The 17,484-nt window shown below is 70.0% G+C and carries 14 protein-coding genes; 5 read left to right on the top strand and 9 right to left on the bottom strand.

The features are described 5' to 3' along the window. Positions 1-181: 181 nt before the first annotated feature. Positions 182-2,665 carry an ATP-dependent Clp protease ATP-binding subunit ClpA gene (clpA, locus tag ACFSOX_RS03380; RefSeq protein WP_378476373.1) on the bottom strand — a complete coding sequence of 828 codons (2,484 nt, stop codon included), beginning with the start codon at positions 2,663-2,665 and terminating at the stop codon, positions 182-184. A 102-nt stretch (positions 2,666-2,767) separates the two neighbouring features. After that, a complete protein-coding gene (clpS, locus tag ACFSOX_RS03375; protein ID WP_378476372.1) occupies positions 2,768-3,169 on the bottom strand; it encodes an ATP-dependent Clp protease adapter ClpS in 402 nt (133 codons plus the stop codon). Between the two features lie 655 nt (positions 3,170-3,824). On the opposite strand from clpS, the gene ACFSOX_RS03370 reads away from it, so the two are divergent. Together ACFSOX_RS03370 and ACFSOX_RS03365 are read left to right on the top strand one after the other, a co-directional pair. Further along, a complete protein-coding gene (locus ACFSOX_RS03370; RefSeq protein WP_378476371.1) occupies positions 3,825-5,087 on the top strand; it encodes a TadE/TadG family type IV pilus assembly protein in 1,263 nt (420 codons plus the stop codon). 385 nt (positions 5,088-5,472) lie between these two features. Further along, entirely contained in the window at positions 5,473-6,780 is a 1,308-nt protein-coding gene (locus ACFSOX_RS03365) for a vWA domain-containing protein (protein WP_378476370.1), read from the top strand. Positions 6,781-6,928: 148 nt separating this feature from the next. Here the strand turns inward: ACFSOX_RS03365 and ACFSOX_RS03360 are convergent, their stop codons facing one another. Further along, on the bottom strand, positions 6,929-7,288 hold the full coding sequence (locus ACFSOX_RS03360; protein ID WP_378476369.1) for a phasin family protein: 360 nt from the start codon (positions 7,286-7,288) through the stop codon (positions 6,929-6,931). 366 nt (positions 7,289-7,654) lie between these two features. Here ACFSOX_RS03360 and ACFSOX_RS03355 point away from each other — a divergent pair, with 366 nt between their 5' ends. Beyond that, a complete protein-coding gene (locus ACFSOX_RS03355; RefSeq protein ID WP_378476368.1) occupies positions 7,655-9,625 on the top strand; it encodes a serine hydrolase in 1,971 nt (656 codons plus the stop codon). Positions 9,626-10,125: 500 nt separating this feature from the next. Here ACFSOX_RS03355 and ACFSOX_RS03350 read toward each other — a convergent pair whose 3' ends face one another. The 3 genes from ACFSOX_RS03350 to ACFSOX_RS03340 all read right to left on the bottom strand — a co-directional run bounded on the left by ACFSOX_RS03350 (position 10,126) and on the right by ACFSOX_RS03340 (position 12,785). Next, positions 10,126-10,827 (bottom strand): DnaJ domain-containing protein, encoded by a 702-nt coding sequence (locus ACFSOX_RS03350; RefSeq protein ID WP_378476367.1) that lies wholly within the window; start codon positions 10,825-10,827, stop codon positions 10,126-10,128. Next, positions 10,824-11,576 (bottom strand): vWA domain-containing protein, encoded by a 753-nt coding sequence (locus ACFSOX_RS03345; protein WP_378476366.1) that lies wholly within the window; start codon positions 11,574-11,576, stop codon positions 10,824-10,826. The genes ACFSOX_RS03350 and ACFSOX_RS03345 overlap by 4 nt, the downstream gene beginning before the upstream one ends. A gap of 219 nt (positions 11,577-11,795) precedes the next feature. Beyond that, entirely contained in the window at positions 11,796-12,785 is a 990-nt protein-coding gene (locus ACFSOX_RS03340; protein ID WP_378476365.1) for a division plane positioning ATPase MipZ, read from the bottom strand. Positions 12,786-12,961: 176 nt separating this feature from the next. Here ACFSOX_RS03340 and panC point away from each other — a divergent pair, with 176 nt between their 5' ends. Further along, positions 12,962-13,828 (top strand): pantoate--beta-alanine ligase, encoded by an 867-nt coding sequence (panC, locus tag ACFSOX_RS03335; RefSeq protein ID WP_378476364.1) that lies wholly within the window; start codon positions 12,962-12,964, stop codon positions 13,826-13,828. Positions 13,829-13,858: 30 nt separating this feature from the next. Here panC and ACFSOX_RS03330 read toward each other — a convergent pair whose 3' ends face one another. The 3 genes from ACFSOX_RS03330 to ACFSOX_RS03320 all read right to left on the bottom strand — a co-directional run bounded on the left by ACFSOX_RS03330 (position 13,859) and on the right by ACFSOX_RS03320 (position 16,466). Next, on the bottom strand, positions 13,859-14,572 hold the full coding sequence (locus ACFSOX_RS03330; protein ID WP_378476363.1) for a PilZ domain-containing protein: 714 nt from the start codon (positions 14,570-14,572) through the stop codon (positions 13,859-13,861). A 233-nt stretch (positions 14,573-14,805) separates the two neighbouring features. Further along, positions 14,806-15,240: a DUF1489 family protein gene (locus tag ACFSOX_RS03325; RefSeq protein WP_378476362.1), complete on the bottom strand. Its 435-nt coding sequence runs from the start codon at positions 15,238-15,240 to the stop codon at positions 14,806-14,808. A gap of 107 nt (positions 15,241-15,347) precedes the next feature. After that, positions 15,348-16,466 (bottom strand): hypothetical protein, encoded by a 1,119-nt coding sequence (locus tag ACFSOX_RS03320; RefSeq protein ID WP_378476361.1) that lies wholly within the window; start codon positions 16,464-16,466, stop codon positions 15,348-15,350. A gap of 280 nt (positions 16,467-16,746) precedes the next feature. On the opposite strand from ACFSOX_RS03320, the gene ACFSOX_RS03315 reads away from it, so the two are divergent. Further along, positions 16,747-17,166, top strand: coding sequence for a hypothetical protein (locus tag ACFSOX_RS03315; protein ID WP_378476360.1), 420 nt, complete (start codon positions 16,747-16,749; stop codon positions 17,164-17,166). The last annotated feature ends 318 nt before the right edge of the window (positions 17,167-17,484 follow it).

Below are 17,484 nucleotides of genomic sequence, written 5' to 3'. Positions count from 1 at the left end.
CGCGGTCAGGTATCGACCGGCATCGCCCCGGCGCCGTCAGGCACGAGACGCCTGAACCGAAAGACGCCCCGGCGAGCCGGGGCGTCCTGTCGATGATCCGCCTGTCGATGACCCGCTTGTCGATGACCCGATGGATGATCCGATCGATGACCGATCGGCGAGCGCGAACGGGCCGCGCCGCTCAGGCCTTGACCAGCGGCACCTTGGGCACCGAGCCCTTGCCGCCCGGACCCGTACCGCCGCCGCCGGAGGGCGGACCGCCCTCCCCCTTCGGGCCGGACGGCTTGGCGCGCCGGGAGGAGCCGCCGCCCCCGCCGCCGCCGCGCTTGCGGCGGACCTTCGGCGGCACCGGCACCTTCTCGGGCTTCGGCGTGATCGGCCCGTCGAGGAACTCGAAGCCGAGCTTCTCGCCGGTCGACTCGTCCTTGGTCACGATCACCCGGACGTGGCCGCCGTTCTTCAGCTTGCCGAACAGCACCTCGTCGGCGAGCGGCTTCTTGATGAACTCCTGGATGACGCGCGCCATCGGCCGGGCGCCCATCTGCTGGTCGTAGCCGCGCACGATGAGCCACTTCGACGCCTCGTCCGACAGCTCGATCGTGACGTCGCGGTCGGCGAGCTGCGCCTCGAGCTGCAGCACGAACTTCTCCACCACCTTGGCGATGATCGACTCGTCGAGGTGGCCGAACGCGATGATCGAGTCGAGACGGTTGCGGAACTCCGGTGCGAACAGCCGGTTGATCGCCTCCGTGTCGTCGCCCTCGCGCTTGCTGCGGTGGAAGCCGTAGGCCGCCTTGGCGAGATCGGCGGCGCCGGCGTTCGTGGTCATGATCAGGATCACGTTGCGGAAGTCGACCTGCTTGCCGTTGTGGTCGGTCAGCTTGCCGTGGTCCATGATCTGCAGGAGCACGTTGTAGAGGTCCGGGTGCGCCTTCTCGATCTCGTCGAGCAGCAGCACGCTGTGCGGATGCTGGTCGACCGAGTCGGTCAACAGGCCGCCCTGGTCGAAGCCGACATAGCCGGGCGGCGCCCCGATCAGGCGCGACACCGTGTGCCGCTCCATGTACTCCGACATGTCGAAGCGGATCAGCTCGACGCCGAGGGTCGCGGCGAGCTGCTTGGCGACCTCGGTCTTGCCGACGCCGGTCGGGCCGGAGAACAGGTAGCAGCCGATCGGCTTCTCGGGCTCGCGCAGGCCGGCGCGGGCGAGCTTGATCGACGCCGAGAGCGCCTCGATCGGCTTGTCCTGGCCGTAGACGACGCGCTTGAGATTCTCCTCGAGGTTCGACAGCACCACGGCGTCGTCCTTCGACACGGTCTTCGGAGGGATCCGTGCCATGGTCGCGATGGTGGTCTCGATCTCCTTGATGCCGATCGTCTTCTTGCGCCGGTGCTCGGGCAGCAGCATCTGCGCCGCCCCCGACTCGTCGATCACGTCGATCGCCTTGTCGGGCAGCTTGCGGTCGTGGATGTAGCGGGCCGACAGCTCGACCGCCGCCTTGATCGCCTCGTTGGTGTATTTGAGCTTGTGGTAGTCCTCGAAATACGGCTTCAGCCCTTTGAGGATCTCGATCGAGTCGGCGACCGTCGGCTCGTTGACGTCGATCTTCTGGAAGCGGCGCACCAGCGCGCGGTCCTTCTCGAAGTACTGGCGGTACTCCTTGTAGGTCGTCGAGCCGATGCAGCGCACCGTGCCCGAGGCGAGCGCCGGCTTGAGCAGGTTCGACGCGTCCATGGCGCCGCCCGAGGTCGCGCCGGCGCCGATCACCGTGTGGATCTCGTCGATGAACATGATGGCGTTGGGATACGCCTCGATCTCCTTGATGACCTGCTTGAGCCGCTCCTCGAAGTCGCCGCGGTAGCGGGTGCCGGCCAGCAGCGTGCCCATGTCGAGGGCGAAGACGGTCGCGCCCTTGAGCACGTCCGGCACCTCGCCGTGGACGATGCGGCGCGCCAGCCCTTCGGCGATCGCGGTCTTGCCGACGCCGGGATCGCCGACGAACAGCGGGTTGTTCTTCTGGCGCCGGCACAGAACCTGGATGGTGCGGCTGATTTCGCCGTCACGGCCGATCAGGGGGTCGATCTTGCCCTCGCGCGCCTTCTTGTTGAGATTGACGCAATAAGCCTCCAAGGCGTCACCTTTCTTCTTGGTGTCCTCGTTCGGCTTGGCGCCGTCCGAATCCTCCTCCGACGCCCCCCTGGCGGGTCGCGCCTCGGTGAGCCCCGGCCGCTTGGCGATCCCGTGGCTGATGTAGTTCACGGCGTCGTAGCGGGTCATCTCCTGCTCTTGCAGGAAATAGGCCGCGTGGCTTTCGCGTTCCGCGAAGATCGCGACCAGCACGTTGGCGCCCGTCACCTCCTCGCGGCCGGACGACTGGACGTGGATGACGGCGCGCTGGATGACGCGCTGGAAACCCGCCGTGGGCTTGGAATCCTCGGTGCCGTCGGTGACCAGATTCTCGAGCTCGGACTCGATGTAGGCGACGAGATTGCGCCGCAGCTTCTCGAGATCGACGTTGCACGCCCGCATCACGGCCGCCGCATCCTGGTCGTCGACCAAGGCGAGCAGCAGATGCTCGAGCGTCGCGTATTCGTGGCGGTGTTCGTTGGCCAGCGCGAGCGCCCGGTGGAGCGACTGCTCGAGGCTGCGCGAGAAGGTGGGCATCAGCTTATCGTCCTGTCCTGGTCCGGATCGCCTGTTCCATAATCGCCGGGTCCGTATCGATCGTGCCTGCAACGGTCGTGCCTGGCGTCCGTGTCGTCCCCGTCACTTCTTCTCCATCACGCATTGGAGAGGATGCTGGTGTTTGCGGGCGAAGTCCATCACCTGGGTCACCTTCGTCTCGGCCACCTCGTAGGTGAAGATGCCGCACTCGCCGATCCCGTGATGGTGGACGTGCAGCATGATGCGGGTCGCGGCCTCGCGGTCCTTGTTGAAGAAGCGCTCCAGCACATGCACCACGAACTCCATCGGGGTGTAGTCGTCGTTAAGCAGCAAGACCCGGTAAAGGTTCGGTCTTTTGGTCTGCGGTTTCGTCTTCGTGATGACCGCCGTGCCCGGCCCCGCAGGGTCTTGGCGGCGCTTGCGGTCGCCGTTCGCCGCGGTCGGCGGCGTGATGCCGCGCCGAACGCCGGAGACGAGAGGAAGGTCGTTCGAACAGGCCGTCATGATCTCGTTTCGGTACGAAGAAGGGGCCGGCCCCGTCCGGGTCGGGCACCGAAGCATGCCGCAGCCCGGCGCGGCCCCGGAGCATAAATAATAAGCAACGCCCTGCTTCGCCACCAGCCGGTCGTACCGCGCGACCGGGTCGCAAATCCGCGCCGCCGGGCGACGACCATCCCGCGTCGCGACATGTCGGGGCGGGCCGAATCCCCCGGCCGGACACGCTCGCGCCGACACTCCGAACCGGCCGCGCGATCCGGACCGCTCGATCCGGGCCGCTCGATCCGGACCGCGTCCGGAGCGTCGGAACCCTCGACCTCACTCGCCCGGCCGCGCCACCGGGCCGCGCGACCGATGCGCGCCACCGCGGATTCCGCGCCACCGCGGATGCCCGGCCGCGTGTCGCCCCGCGGACCGACCTTCTCCCGGCGTGCGGGGCGCCGGGCGGCGCGGCGAAACGTCCCGGCACCGCAGCGCGGGTCGCGCCGAAACGACGACCGCCGCGGCACGCCCGGCCGCGCCGGCGTCGACCAAGGTTAACAGGACACGAAGGGAACCCGGCGAAAGTTCGGCGGCTGTTGAACCGAACGTGAATGGATGCCCGGCACTATGGCACGGGGCCCTTCCAACCCGGTGGTACGCCATGTCCATTCGACGGTTCATGCGAGACCGACGCGCGAGCGTCGTGCCACTGTTCGCGCTTTCGATCGTCCCGCTGACCGGCCTCGTCGGGGCGGCCGTCGACTATTCCCGCGCCGCGTCGGCGCGCAGTGCCATGCAGTCGGCGCTCGATTCGACCGTCCTGGCGCTGTCCAAGGACAAGGACGCGCTCGCCTCGGGCGCGATCGCGGCGCAGGCCAACGTGCTGTTCAATGCGATGTTCGACCGACCCGACGTCCAGAACGTCGCGCTGACCACCTCCTACACCAACAGCAAGGGCTCGACCCTCGTCGTCTCCGGCACCGGCACGGTCAAGACGACCTTCATAACGCTGATGGGATTCTCGGAGCTGCCGGTGGCCGGCAGCGCGACCGCCGTGTGGGGCAACACCCGCCTGCGCGTCGCCCTGGTGCTGGACAACACCGGCTCGATGGCGAGCTCCGGCAAGATGGACGCCCTCAAGACGGCGTCGAAGAACCTGATCACCCAGCTCGAAGGGGCCGCCAAGGATCCCGAGGACGTGTACGTCGCGATCGTCCCCTACAGCAAGGACGTCAACGTCAAGACGGGCGAGACCATCCCGACCTGGGTGGATTTCTCCATCTGGGACACGCTGAACGGCACCTGCACCAAGACGAGCTACACGACCAAGGCGACCTGCACGGGAAACGGCGGCAAGTGGACCCCGAAGAGCCACTCGGCCTGGAACGGCTGCGTGATGGACCGCGACCAGAACTGGGACGTCCTGGTCACCGCCCCGGAGGCGAGCGTCGCGTTCCCGGCCGAGCAGTACGGCTACTGCACCACCGCGATGCTGCCGCTGACCAACAACTGGACGGCCCTCAGGGCCAAGATCGACGCGATGACGCCGAACGGCTCCACGAACAACACCATCGGCCTGGTGTGGGGCTGGCAGGCGCTGACCCAGGGGGCGCCGCTGAACCCGCCGGCCAAGAGCGCCGACTACGAGTACCAGGATGTCATCGTCCTGCTCACCGACGGCCTCAACACTCAGAACCGCTGGAACGGGAACGGCTCCAGCCAGTCGACCGCGGTCGACGCCCGCACCGAGAAGGCCTGCGTCAACGTCAAGGCCGCGAAGATCACGCTCTATACGGTCCTGGTGATGGAGGGGAACGCCTCGCTGCTGCAAACCTGCGCGAGCGACTCGAGCCGCTACTTCTATCTGACCGCGGCCAACCAGCTCGTCACCACCTTCGACGCGATCGGCACCCAGCTCACCAAGTTGCGCCTGTCGAAATAGGCGTCTCGACGGCGCGCCCGTCCGGGGCGGCCGGAGGCCGGCTGCCCGGCCGCGGGCACCGGCCGCCGACGGCCCGCGCCCCGGCGCGCCGCGCCGCACGCATGCGCGCTCCTCGGCCCTGCGCTCACCCGCTCTCGCCGCCCCTCTCGCCCTCGTTCGGGCCGCGCCCGACCGGCTCGGCGCAGCCGCTTCCGCGGCTGTCCAGCCGGTTTTCGACGCTCCCGGTGAGGAGCCGTAAACCGTCTTTCGCACGAACGCCGCCGAACCGTCCGGGCGAGCCCGATCGGGTCGGGTTTCTTGTCTCAAATTAGGCTTTGGTTTGATCTCTCTCGGTAACGATGGCGGAACGGCCAGATCGGGCCGGGTTCGGCGGGGTTCGAACACCATGAGCACGCATCTCTCCAAGGCATGGTCGCTCCTCGAGGCGTTCCGTCGCGACGAGCGCGGCAATGTCGCGATCCTGTTCGCGGCCTCGTTGATCCCGGTGCTCGGCCTGGTCGGCGCGGCGATCGACTACAGCCGCGCCAACGCGATCAAGACCACCATGCAGGCGGCGGCCGACTCGGCGGCGCTCGCCGTCTCCAAGACCGCGACCAGCCAGACCTCGGCCCAGGTCCAGACCTCGGCCGACACCTACTTCCGGGCGCTGGTCACCAATCCCGAGGCGACCGTCACCAACGTCACGGCGACCTATTCCAAGGCCGCGGTGTCGAGCGTCAAGGTCGACGCCACCGCCACCATGAAGACGCAGTTCATGGGGCTGCTCGGCTTCCCGTCGCTCACCATCGCGGTGTCGTCGACCACGGCCTGGGGCAACACGAGGCTGCGCGTCGCGCTCGCGCTCGACAACACCGGCTCGATGGCGAGCTCGGGCAAGATGACGGCCCTCAAGACCGCGTCAAAGAACCTGATCGACCAGCTCAAGTCGTCGGCCACCAACACCGGCGACGTCTACGTCTCGATCATTCCGTTCAGCAAGGACGTGAACGTCGGCGGCACGTCGAACTACACCCAGAACTGGGTCAAATGGGACGACTGGGACGTCGCCAACGGGACATGCAGCAAATCGTCCTACACGACCAAGTCGTCCTGCACGAGCAACAAGGGCACCTGGACACCCAAGTCGCACAGCACTTGGAACGGTTGCCTCATGGACCGCGACCAGAACTACGACATCAGCAACGCCGCCCCGGTCGTCGGCACCTCCGCCACGCTCTTCCCGGCCGAGCAGTACGCCTACTGCCCGGTCGAGCTGAAGCCGCTGAGCTACGACTGGACGTCGCTGAAGAGCAAGGTCGACGAGATGACGCCCAACGGCAACACCAACATCACGATCGGGCTCGTGTGGGCATGGCATTCGCTGACGCAAGGCTCGCCGCTGGCGGCGCCGCCCGAGGATCCGACCTACGATTATCAGAAGGTCATCATCCTGCTGACCGACGGCGAGAACACCCAGAACCGTTTCAGCTCGTCGCAGTCGGCGATCGACGCCCGCACCAAGGCCGCGTGCACGGCCGCCAAGGCGGCCGGCATCACCATCTACACGATCCTCGTGATGGAAGGCACGCCGTCGCTGTTGCAGGCCTGCGCCAGCTCGTCGAGCAACTACTACTACCTGACCTCGGCGAACCAGATCATCACCACGTTCGACACCATCGGCACCCAGCTGACGCGGCTGCGCGTCGCCAAATAGTCGCCGTCCCGACGTCGCGCGTCTCCATCGACGAGAAAAGCCCGGCCTCGCGGCCGGGCTTTGGGTCTCGCGTTCGGGGGTGGGCGGGCATCGGGCCGCGGCGCGCCGTCACCGGCCGTCGGCCGGCGCGGGCCGCGCCGGGGGCCGTTCAGCTCGTCGCCTGGCCGGCGAAGGGCGAGGTCGGCAGCTTGCCGACGACGCCTTCGAGCGGCTTGTAGATCTGCTTGGCGAGATCGGCATAGAGCTCGCTCATGCGGTTCGACTGGGCGATGAACGACTCGTAGCTCGCCTTGATGTAGTTCGACTGCAACTCGAGCGCGCTGTCGAGCGACTTGGCGCCGAGGATCTGCTCGAGCACCTGGGTGCCCTGCTCGAACGACTTCTTCGAATAGTCGACGGCCTCGGCGGCGATCGCCTGCATGCTCTGCGACACGGCGCCGAACGACTTCATGGTCGCGTCGAGCCCGTCCTTGCCGAAGCCCTGCACGGTGTCGAGACGGATGGTCATGGGACGTCTCCCGGTTGCATTTTGCGGCCTCAACCCGCACGGCTGGGCGACCACCCGGTGATCACCACGTGAACGCGAACCCGTGCGCTGCGACCATCCTGAATATAGTGTGCACTGCACAATTTTTCAAGAGGCAATTTTGCAGTGCAGCAAAACAGGCAAATTCTGCCTGTTAACCAAATATTTCGTTAACCAATTCGCAACCGGGCCTGCCTAGCTTGGGAGCTGCACGTCGTCTCGTTCACGCCCGATTTCATTGGTAACGGAACCGTGAGCCGCCGCGGGTTTGGCAAACGGCCGGCGGCCAAGGACGTCACGGGGACACATCGGGCGCAGGCCAACGCGACCGATGGATGAGGGGAAACAATGCTCCTGACATTCGGGACCACGCGTGGATATCGCACGCTCGCCGTCGGCCTGCTCGCCGGAGTCGCGGCGTTTACCCTTCTCGTCGATTCGGCCGATGCGCGCGGGCGCAAGCGCCATGTCGCCAAGGGCGGCGGCTACAATCCGCCCTACGCCGCGATCGTCGTCGACGCCAATTCGGGCCAGGTTCTGCACGCCGCCGAGCCGGACGGCATCCGCCACCCCGCCTCGCTCACCAAGATCATGACGCTCTATCTGCTGTTCGAGCGGATGGAGGCCGGCAAGATCAAGCCCGACACGCCTCTCCCCGTCTCGGCCCACGCCGCCTCGCAGTCGCCGACCAAGCTCGGCCTCAAGCCCGGCCAGACCATCACGGCCGACGAGGCGATCCGCGGCCTCGTCACCCGCTCGGCCAACGACGCCGCCGTCGTCATCGCCGAGGCGATCGCCGGCGACGAGGAGGACTTCGCCAAGCTGATGACCCGCAAGGCGCGGGCGCTCGGCATGACCCGCACCGTCTACCGCAACGCCTCCGGCCTGCCCGACGGCGGCCAGGTCACCTCGGCGCGCGACCAGGCGATCCTCGGCCGCGCCATCCAGGAGCGGTTCCCGACCCAGTACCGCTACTTCTCGATCTCGTCCTTCGCGTTCCGCGGCCAGACGATCCGCAACCACAACCGGCTGCTCGGCTCGGTGCAGGGCGTCGACGGCATCAAGACCGGCTATGTCCGGGCCTCCGGCTTCAATCTCGTCTCGTCGATGAAGCGCAACAACCGCCATCTCGTGGCGGTGGTGCTGGGCGGCAGCTCGGCCGGCGCGCGCGACGCCAAGATGCGCAGCCTGCTGGAGAAGTACATCGACGCCGCGTCCACCAAGCGGACCGCGCCGATGATCGCCGAGGCGCGCGATGCCGACACCGCGGTCGCCGCGGCCGCCGCCCCGCCGCCCGCCACGCCCCGCGTGATGCTCGCCGCCGCCGGCAGCGTGCCGGCGACGCCGCCGACCGCGGCCGCCGGCGCCACCGCGATGCCGGGCGCCCGCTTCCCCGTCGCCGCCGCCAAGATCGAGCGCCCCGCCGCCGGCAAGCCCGAGACCGGCAAGGCACAGGCGTCCGCCGATCCGATCAAGCCGATCGCCGTCAAGACCATCAAGGTGAAGCTCGGCGGCGTGCAGACCGCGTCGCTGACTCCGCCGCTCGCCCACCTGCCCGTGGTTCCGGCGCATGACGACCGCGCCGTCCGCAACGCCGCGACGACCCGCTCGCTCGCCGCGCCGGCCCCGACCCCGGCGCCCGCCCGCCCGGCCGCCGCCGCCGCGATCGCCGCCGCCCCGGCGCAGCCGGTGCACGCCGCCGCGGCCGAGACCGCCCCGGTGCGGTCGCTCCCGGTCCAGGTCGCTGTCGCGACCCCGTCGGCCGCCGCCCAGGCCCGCCCGGCACAGACTCCGGTACAGACCCCGGTCCAAGCCGCCGCCGCACCGCCCGCGGCCGCACCGGCCGCCCCGCAGATCACCGCGGTCACCGCGGTCACCCCGGTCGCCGCCCCGCCGGCTCCGGTTCCGCAGGCGCCCGCCACCCTGGCCGCGGCGCCCGCCCCTGCCCCGGTCGCCGCTCCGGCGGCGCCGGTCCGTCCGGTGGCGGTCGCCGCCGCGGACGGCGAGAGCACCTTCGCGCTGGCCAGCGCGGCGAGCCGCCCGGCCGCCGACCCGGCCCGCAAGCCGGTCGTCCGCAGCGGCTGGATCATCCAGATCGGCGCCTTCGGCGACGAGGGCGAGGCCAAGGGCCGCCTCTCCTCCGCCCAGGCCAAGGCGAAGTCGCTGCTCGGCCACGCCGAGCCGTTCACCGAGGCCGTCACCCGCGACAACAAGACCTTCTACCGCGCCCGGTTCGCCGGCTTCGAGAAGGACGCCGCCGAGGCCGCCTGCAAATATCTCAAGCGCAACGACTTCGCCTGCTTGACCATCAAGAACTGAGACGCGCGGCCGCCGGCCGCTCCCGATCACCGTTTCGTCCCGATGCCCGGCCTCGTGCCGGGCATCGGCGTTTCGGACCCGACCTCGGTCGTCCCGGGGCGGCGCACTCGGGCCGACGCTTCGCGCCGCCCGAGCACAGGCTCCGCGCCGAGCCCGGGATCCACACCCCCTGTCTGTCGTAAGCCACCATCTCCGGGCGTATGGATCCCGGGCTCGCGGACCTGACGGTCCGCGCCCCGGGATGACGAACGTCCTGCAAAGCCCTCGTCTCCGAAAACCATGACGGGGAGGCCCGCGCCGCACGGGAACCGAGATTTAATAAATAACGGACACAATTGTCTTTAACGGAGCGGACGACCGCGCGAACAGGACGCGAGACCGGCCGCCGCGACCGACAACACCCGGAATCGGGGATTTTTTTTCGAGGCGAGGCTCCCCGGCCCTGTCGGCCGCGGGCGCGTGACCGTCGATCGTGTCGTTGTTGCGTTGCGTCGGAGTTCTTATCGATGTCCGCGAAGCAGAACCTCCTTGGCCTCGTTCACACGGGCCGCGAGGTACGTCGCCCCCCCCTGGTCGGGATGCAGTTTCTTCATCAGCAGCCGGTGGGCGCGGCCGATGTCGTCGGCGCTCGCCCCCGGCTCAAGGCCAAGGATCTGATAGGCCTCCTGTTCCGTCATTTTGCCGGACCCCGGCGCGCCGCCCTGCCCCGCGCCCGCACCACCCTGCGCGTGTTCACGCCAGCCGGGACTCCGGCGGTCCAGATACGCGGCCAGTAGGGTCCGGCTCTCCTCGTCCATGTCGGCCGACAGGCCGACGAGCGTCGTGACGTCGAGACCGTCGAGCGGCGCGCCGGCGAACCGGCCGGCGACGATACGGCCCCGCATCGTCGCGCTGTCGTGATCGAGCTCCATCTCCAGGAAGGCCGAGCGCACCCGGGACACCTGCCCCGGGCTCTTCTGCGTGCGCTGTCCGAAAGTGGCGCCGCCGAACGGCAGCCAGCCCAGCAGGCCGAGGCCGGTGAGGCCGAGCGGCACGCCGAGCCCGATCTGGCCGCGCGCCACCAGGAAGGCGCCGCCGCCCAGTGCCGCGACGCCGCCGGCGATGCGGGCGCCCTTGGCGAGGCCGCGCGGGTCGGCCTTGGAGAAGCCCTTGAGGGCGGCGATCAGGATCACCAGGACGGCGACACCGAGCAGAAGCGTCATCGAAGCTGCTCCAGGAGGCGCACCGCGGCGGTGTTCCGGCCGGCGAGGCGATGCAGCGCGTCGCGGCCACCGCTCGCATACGCGGCGACGGCCCGCAACAACGCGCCGAGCTCGTGCGCCGATCCGGCGCTGAACCGGCACCAGGCGCCACCCGACAGGCGGGCGATCTCACGGAAGGCCTGCTCGGCGACCGGATCGTGCCCCTCCTGGAAGACGAAGCACGGCACCGCGGCGAGCCCGAGCTCGCCCGCCCGGGCACAGAGATCGTCGACCGGCTCCTCCATGGCGTCGCCGACATAGACCAGCGCCGCCACCTTGGCCGCCTCGGTCTCGCGGCGGACATGCGAGAGGACTTTTCCGATCTGGGTGTGGCCGCCGCGGCAGTCGATTCGCTCCATCAGCGAGGCGAGCGCCTTCGGGTCGGAGACGAATTTCGACGCCCGGCACTCGGACAGGCCGCGGAAATAGACGAGCTGCACGTCGAGCCCGCCCACCGCGCCGGCCTCGGCGAACATGTCGGCCTGCAGTCGGCAGGCGGTGTCCCAGGTCGGCTGCCGGCTCATCGTGGCGTCGAGGGCGAAGACGAGGCGGCCACGTCCGCCCGCCACGGTGCCAGGCGCGCGGGCGGCGCCGAGCGCCTTCACCTGCGCCACGAAGGCGTCGATCTCGGCGCGCGTGGAGGTCGTGGCCGGCGTGGTGTCGCCGCCCGACGGGCGGTCCGTCGTGGGGCGGTCAGGAGGCTTCGGCATCGGAGCACCCGAGAAGGCAGCGGCGCGAACGGGGCCGATGGCAGAACGGAGCGGAACTCCCGTGGCGAGTCATGCCCCTAGAAGTGGCCGCGAACGGCCGCCGGCGCAATGGCACCCGGCAAGCCGCCGGAGCGACACGCCGCCGCGTCGGCGGCATGCCGCGCGCGTGTCCCGGGCGCGGGGCATGCGCGGAGACGAGCGGAAATCGAACGCACGCCCTCACGTCGGCGTCGGCATCCGCGGCAAGGTCAACGGCCCCTCCTCCGACGGTGCGTCGTCGAGGATCTCGTCGGTGTCGAGGGGGCGATAGGCGCTCATGAACCACTCGGCGCGCGCCTCGGCGCGCTTCTTGCCGCGGTCGTCGAGCGGCAGGCGCAGATGCGAGACGAGGCCCTGCACCTCGAGCCGGGCCGTGACGTGCGACAGGCTCGGGCGGGTGCCGAGCGTCTCCTCGCCGATGTCATCCACGGCGGTCAGGCCGCGCGGAAAGAACTCGCGATAGATCACCCGCTCGGCGAAGCCCTCGACGAAGCGGAAGCCGAGTCGGCCGGCGAGCCGGTCGAGCCCCTCGCCGACCAGACGGCGGTTGCGCGAGCCGAGCGTCGAGAGACGATTGCGCACCACCACCCAGTCGGTGGTCTTGCCGTCGACGATGCGGCGCTGCCGGCGCGCCTCGCGCACCAGCTCGGAATAGTGGCTGGTCGCGGTGATCTCGAGGGTGTGCGGATCGACGGCCGCCAGCACGTCGAAGTCGAGGAACGAGTCGTTGAGCGGCGTCACCAGCGTGTCGGCCATCGAATGGGCGAGCCGCGACAGGTAGGTGTCGGCGCCCGGCGTGTCGACGACCAGAAAGTCGTGCCGGTGCTCGATCTCGGTGACGGCCTCGGCGAAGCGGCCGAACTCGGCGGTCTCGTTCTCGTCGACGCGCGCGCCCTCGGCGCGGGCGATGCAGAAGTGAAGCGGGATCTCGAGCGGACGGCCGATCCGGTGGCCCCACAGCCGGCGCCGCTCGACGTAGTGGGTCAGCGTCGACTGGCGCGAGTCGAGATCGATGGTGGCGACCCGCTGCCCGGCCTTCATCAGCGCGACGGCGAGATGCATGGCCGTGGTCGACTTGCCCGAGCCGCCCTTCTCGTTGCCGACGACGATCACATGGGCCGAGATCGGGCTCCGCCGACGCAACTCACGATGATCCGGATCCGACCACATAAACGCCTCCGTGCCGGGCGATTTTTGTTTTGATCGCATCGGGGGGTCAAGTTATCTCTCGGCCGCGCGGCGAGTCGTGAACAGATCACGGTGAACGGGCGCCACGATCGCGCCGGTGTCCCGGCGCTGATTTGCCGGCGTCCGTGGGCCGCCGCCGCCCGCCGGAACCGACCATCATGCCGACCCGTCCTCCCGTCGCCCGTCCTCCCGTCGCCCGCACGCTGAAAGCCCTGGATCGCGCCCTCGCGCCGTTCCGTCGGACGGGCGAGACCGTCGCGCTCGTGCCCACCATGGGGGCGCTGCACGAAGGGCATCTCACGCTGGTGCGCCAGGCCCGCCGCAAGGCCGACCGGGTCGTCGTCTCGATCTTCGTCAACCCGGCCCAGTTCGCCCCGACCGAGGATTTTGCGAGCTATCCGCGCCGGCTCGCCGCCGACGTCGCGGCGCTGGCCGAAGCCGGCATCGACCTCGTCTGGGCGCCCGACACCGCGGTGATGTATCCGGACGGCTTCTCGACCCGCATCGCGCCGGAAGGCCCGGCGCTGGCCGGCCTGGAGGACGCCTTCCGGCCGCACTTCTTCGGCGGCGTGGCCACCGTGGTGGCGAAGCTGTTCGGCCAGGTGCGGCCCGACATCGCGGTGTTCGGCCAGAAGGATTATCAGCAGCTCAAGGTGGTCACACGGCTTTCCGCCGACCTCGATCTGCGGGTGGCGATCATCGGCGTGCCGACCGTGCGCGAGAAGGACGGCCTCGCCCGCTCGTCGCGCAACGCCTATCTGTCGGCGGAGGAGCGGCAGCGCGCCCCGGCGCTCTATCGCGTGCTCTCCGACTGCGCAGCGAAGATCGATGCGGGACGCCCGATCCGCGCCGTGCTGGAGAGCGGCCGCAAGGCCCTGGCACGCGAGGGCTTCGCGGTCGACTATCTGGAGGCCCGCCACGCCGAGACGCTGGCGCCGGTGCGCGCCCTGACGGACGGCCCGATCCGTCTGCTCGTCGCGGCCAAGCTCGGCACCACGCGGCTGATCGACAATCTCGCGGTCTGATCCGGCGCCTGCGCGCCCGGCCCCGCCGCGTCAGAACGGCAGCGGCTCGTCGTCGATCATGACGATCTCGCGGTAGGCGAGATCGGCGGCGGCGACCCGCGGCCGCGACGGCGGCTTGATCAGCAGCTGCTCGAGATGATGCGGCGCCTGCTCGTGGGTGAAATGCACGGCGAAACCGGAGCCGAAGCGGCGCACCACGCGGCCGACCACGGTGCCGACCGCGAGCGGCATGCCGATCGGCGGGCGCAGATCGGCCGACACGGCGACGCCCGAGGCCGACATGTCGATGACGAAGCACGGCATCACCGTGCCGTCGGCGAGGATCAGGGTCGAGTGCGGGTTCACCGGCACGATGCGCTTGTGCTGGCGGGTGTTGGGCGCGGCGTCGCGCTGATGCTTGTCGAGCCAGTCGAGCTTCGCCTCGAGCCGTTCGAGCGTCTCGACGTCGGCCACGATGCTCATCGCGAAGCCACCGTAGAGGCGACGCAGCACCTTGCCTTCGAGCTTGCCGAACTCGTCGAAATACGCCGTCACCGGCTCCTCGACGTTGCCGATCACCGGGCCGGCCAGCATCATGCCGTGGCGCGAGATGTTGACCAGCCGACAGGCGAATTCGGGCTTGGTTCCGTCGACGGTACGGCGCCGCGGCAGGACGTATCGACCCGGCAGGCTGACGACGACGCGAATGTCCTGCCGGCGCTCGGCCGTCGTCTGGGTATCCGGCGGGTCGTTCCGTTGCAGCATGGGGGCCCGGGCGGGTCGGATGGGGCTAAAGGCTTTTACTTAGCCATCATAACCCGCCCTCACCAAAAGTTCCAGCTGATGACTGGACGAGGGAAAGACTTAGATTGTGCATCAGGTTAATTTCGACAGGCATTTGCGTCGAATTTTGAGACGATTCGCGACGGCGGCCGGTATAGACGACGTTGTCGTCAGCCCAACGGTAACTCGCAACCCGGCTAGCCCGGTGCCGCCGCTCACAGCAGCCCGAGCGTCCTCAGCTCGCGCCGCATCTCCTCCGGCATGGCCTGGGTGCCCGGCGCGGCGCGATCCAGGTCGGCGGGCGCCTCGGCGGCAGCCAGATAGCGCCAGCCCTGGAACGCCCGGTGGGGGCGCGGCACCACCGGCACCACGTCCGGCGCCAGCACCAGCCGGCAGCGGCCGACGCCGTCGTCGTCGACGAAGGGAGTGACCCGCAGCAGCGTCTGACGGCAGGCGATCTCGCCGCGGATCACCCAGTAGAGCGAGCCGCCGGCGATCAGCTCGTCGGCGCGCTTCGGCACCATGCGGGTGACATGGGCGTGCTCGCGCGGGCTCCCCTTCGGCCGCTTCGCGAGCCGCTCGCGGATCCAGTCCTCGAGATCGGCGATGCCGTCGCAACCGACGCAGAGCTTGACGAGATGGAGGGGCATGCGCCGGTCCTAGCGCATCGCCGGGTCGGCGGCCAGCGAGCCGCGGTCGGCTTGTGGACAGGCGTCGGGATTGGGGACGGACGGTACGGGCGCCTTTCGGGCGCCGGTCAGTCGTCGGTCGGCGGGGCGGCCGGCGGGACGGCCGGCGGCGCCAGCGGCACCGGGCCGCGCGACGGCGGTGACGCCGGAGCCGGCGCGGGCCGCTGCTGCTGGGCGGCACGGGGGGCCGGCGGGGGCGGCTTGCGCGCCGGCGTCGCGGTCTGCGGCCCGACCGGTGCCGTGGTCTGTGGCGCGGCCGACGCCGCCGACGGGGGCGCGGCTGCCGGCGGTGCGGCCCCCGGTCGGGCGCCCGGCGAGGCCGGCACGGCGGCCGGCAGGTCGCGCGGCGGTACCGGCGGCGCCGGCGGCGACGGCTCCGGCGCCATGATGCTCACCGGCGGGATCGAGGCGGCCGACGGAAAATCGTAGCGCGACGACACCGGCTGGCCGGCGGCCGGTGCCGCTCCCTCGGGCGCGGGCGTGCGGCCGGTCCCGGCGAGGCCGGGCGCCGTCGCGCCGGCCACCGGGCCGTCGAGGTCTCCGCCGGAGCGCCAGCCGGCGGCATGGCGGGCCAGGATGGTGTCGAAGGGCCGCTCGCGCAGATGGCCGCGCAGCCGGTCGGGCTGCTCGAACAGCGCCAGCGGCGGGCAGAAGTCGGCCGAGCAGCCGGACTGTACGGCGAGCACATGGGCGACCAGGCCGAACCGGTCGGCGGCAAGCGCGCGCTTCAACGGGAGGAGGGCGCGGGCCGCCGCGCTGTCCCCGGCGAGGCGCGGCGCCGTCTGGACGAAGAGATCGATCTGGGCGGTCACGTAGGCGACCGCGGCCGCGGCGGCCTCGGGGCGTCCGAACAGCACCGCCTCGCAGGCCGCCTCGCCCGGCGTGGCGGCGAGCCCGTCCAGGCAGGCGAGCGGCGAGCCCGGAACCAGAGCGCGGGCCGTCAGATCGGCGACGCGCTGCTCCAGCGCGCGGCGCTCGGCCACCTGCTCGTGCAGCATCATTCCCATGGTGACGGCGGCTCCGGCCGCGATCGCCGCGACGATCAGGGCGGCGATGCCGGCGACCAGCGCGCCGGCGCCGCTGCGCCGCCATGCGGCGACGGCCCCCACCACGGCGAGGACGGCGACCAGCCCGGCCCCCCAGACGGGCAGCGACGTCACTCCGCCGGCCGGATCGAATCCCAGCATCTCGCCTCCCCGGCGCACGCCATACGACCGTCTCCGACGAGACGCTCACCGACACAGCTGTCCCCGATACAGCTGTCCCCGACACGACCGTCCCCACCGCGGCCGGCGCGCCGGCCGCGACGCGCCCGGTTTCGAACCGCAAACTTGTCGATTTTATGCCGCATTGGCTCCCATTGTCCGGGGCCGTGCTCTAGTGTCCCGGCCGACGGCGCCCCGACCGGGAGAGCGCCTCTCGACCGGTGGTCGCGGCGCGGCCCTCGTACCTTGGAGGTTGTTTCCGATGATCGGACGGACGTTCGTGGCCCCCCTGCTCGCCACCGGCCTGTTGGCCGCCGGTGTGATCGCCCTGCCGGCCGCGACGCGCGCCGAGCCGCTCGTCACCCAAGGCATCGGGGCGTCGACCTGCAGCAAGCTCGCGGCCGATCTGAAGCCGACCGAGGGCCTGCAGAACCCCGTCAATCTGATGCTCTACGCCTGGGTGCAGGGCTATCTGAGCGCCGCCAATGTCGCGCTGCTCGAGCACGACGGGAAGCACGTCGATCTCGCCGGCCTCGACGAGCAGAAGGTCGTCGGCATGATCGCGACCTACTGCAAGGCCAATCCGGATCACAAGCCCTCGGCGGCGGTCGACGACTTCATCAGGAAGGCGACGAAGAATCGCGCCAAGTGGGACGTCGGCACGATCGACTGGAACGGTTGACGCGACAGCGCGGCGTGACGCGATCCACGCGCCGGCGACGCCGTGTCGGCGCCGCCGTTCACCACCGTCGCATCCGACATTGGTCGTATGCAGCGACGGCCGCGCGTCGCGACGAGGCGCGGGAACCCCTTTGTTCATGCGGCTTTCCGGCATCGCATGGCCGGCTCGGCGGGCGGTCTTTCCCCATTTTCCGATCCACGGCTGATCTAGATCAAAGCCGCTGAGACCCACCCGCAGCATTGTCCCCCGCGAACGATCGATCGACACGCGAGAGCGTCGTCTCGATCGCACGGTCGGTGCGCAGCGTCGTGCCACGGG

Source organism: Rhodoplanes azumiensis (assembly GCF_042682915.1).
In the GTDB taxonomy this organism is placed as follows: Bacteria; Pseudomonadota; Alphaproteobacteria; order Rhizobiales; family Xanthobacteraceae; genus Rhodoplanes; species Rhodoplanes azumiensis.
This window is presented reverse-complemented; position numbering and strand designations above follow the sequence as displayed.

Coding starts and splice junctions, on each gene's coding strand:
- clpA (WP_378476373.1), bottom strand. CDS start 2,665: ATGCCCACCTTCTCGCGCAGCCTCGAGCAGTCGCTCCACCGGGCGCTC.
- clpS (WP_378476372.1), bottom strand. CDS start 3,169: ATGACGGCCTGTTCGAACGACCTTCCTCTCGTCTCCGGCGTTCGGCGC.
- ACFSOX_RS03370 (WP_378476371.1), top strand. CDS start 3,825: ATGCGAGACCGACGCGCGAGCGTCGTGCCACTGTTCGCGCTTTCGATC.
- ACFSOX_RS03365 (WP_378476370.1), top strand. CDS start 5,473: ATGAGCACGCATCTCTCCAAGGCATGGTCGCTCCTCGAGGCGTTCCGT.
- ACFSOX_RS03360 (WP_378476369.1), bottom strand. CDS start 7,288: ATGACCATCCGTCTCGACACCGTGCAGGGCTTCGGCAAGGACGGGCTC.
- ACFSOX_RS03355 (WP_378476368.1), top strand. CDS start 7,655: ATGCTCCTGACATTCGGGACCACGCGTGGATATCGCACGCTCGCCGTC.
- ACFSOX_RS03350 (WP_378476367.1), bottom strand. CDS start 10,827: ATGACGCTTCTGCTCGGTGTCGCCGTCCTGGTGATCCTGATCGCCGCC.
- ACFSOX_RS03345 (WP_378476366.1), bottom strand. CDS start 11,576: ATGCCGAAGCCTCCTGACCGCCCCACGACGGACCGCCCGTCGGGCGGC.
- ACFSOX_RS03340 (WP_378476365.1), bottom strand. CDS start 12,785: ATGTGGTCGGATCCGGATCATCGTGAGTTGCGTCGGCGGAGCCCGATC.
- panC (WP_378476364.1), top strand. CDS start 12,962: ATGCCGACCCGTCCTCCCGTCGCCCGTCCTCCCGTCGCCCGCACGCTG.
- ACFSOX_RS03330 (WP_378476363.1), bottom strand. CDS start 14,572: ATGCTGCAACGGAACGACCCGCCGGATACCCAGACGACGGCCGAGCGC.
- ACFSOX_RS03325 (WP_378476362.1), bottom strand. CDS start 15,240: ATGCCCCTCCATCTCGTCAAGCTCTGCGTCGGTTGCGACGGCATCGCC.
- ACFSOX_RS03320 (WP_378476361.1), bottom strand. CDS start 16,466: ATGCTGGGATTCGATCCGGCCGGCGGAGTGACGTCGCTGCCCGTCTGG.
- ACFSOX_RS03315 (WP_378476360.1), top strand. CDS start 16,747: ATGATCGGACGGACGTTCGTGGCCCCCCTGCTCGCCACCGGCCTGTTG.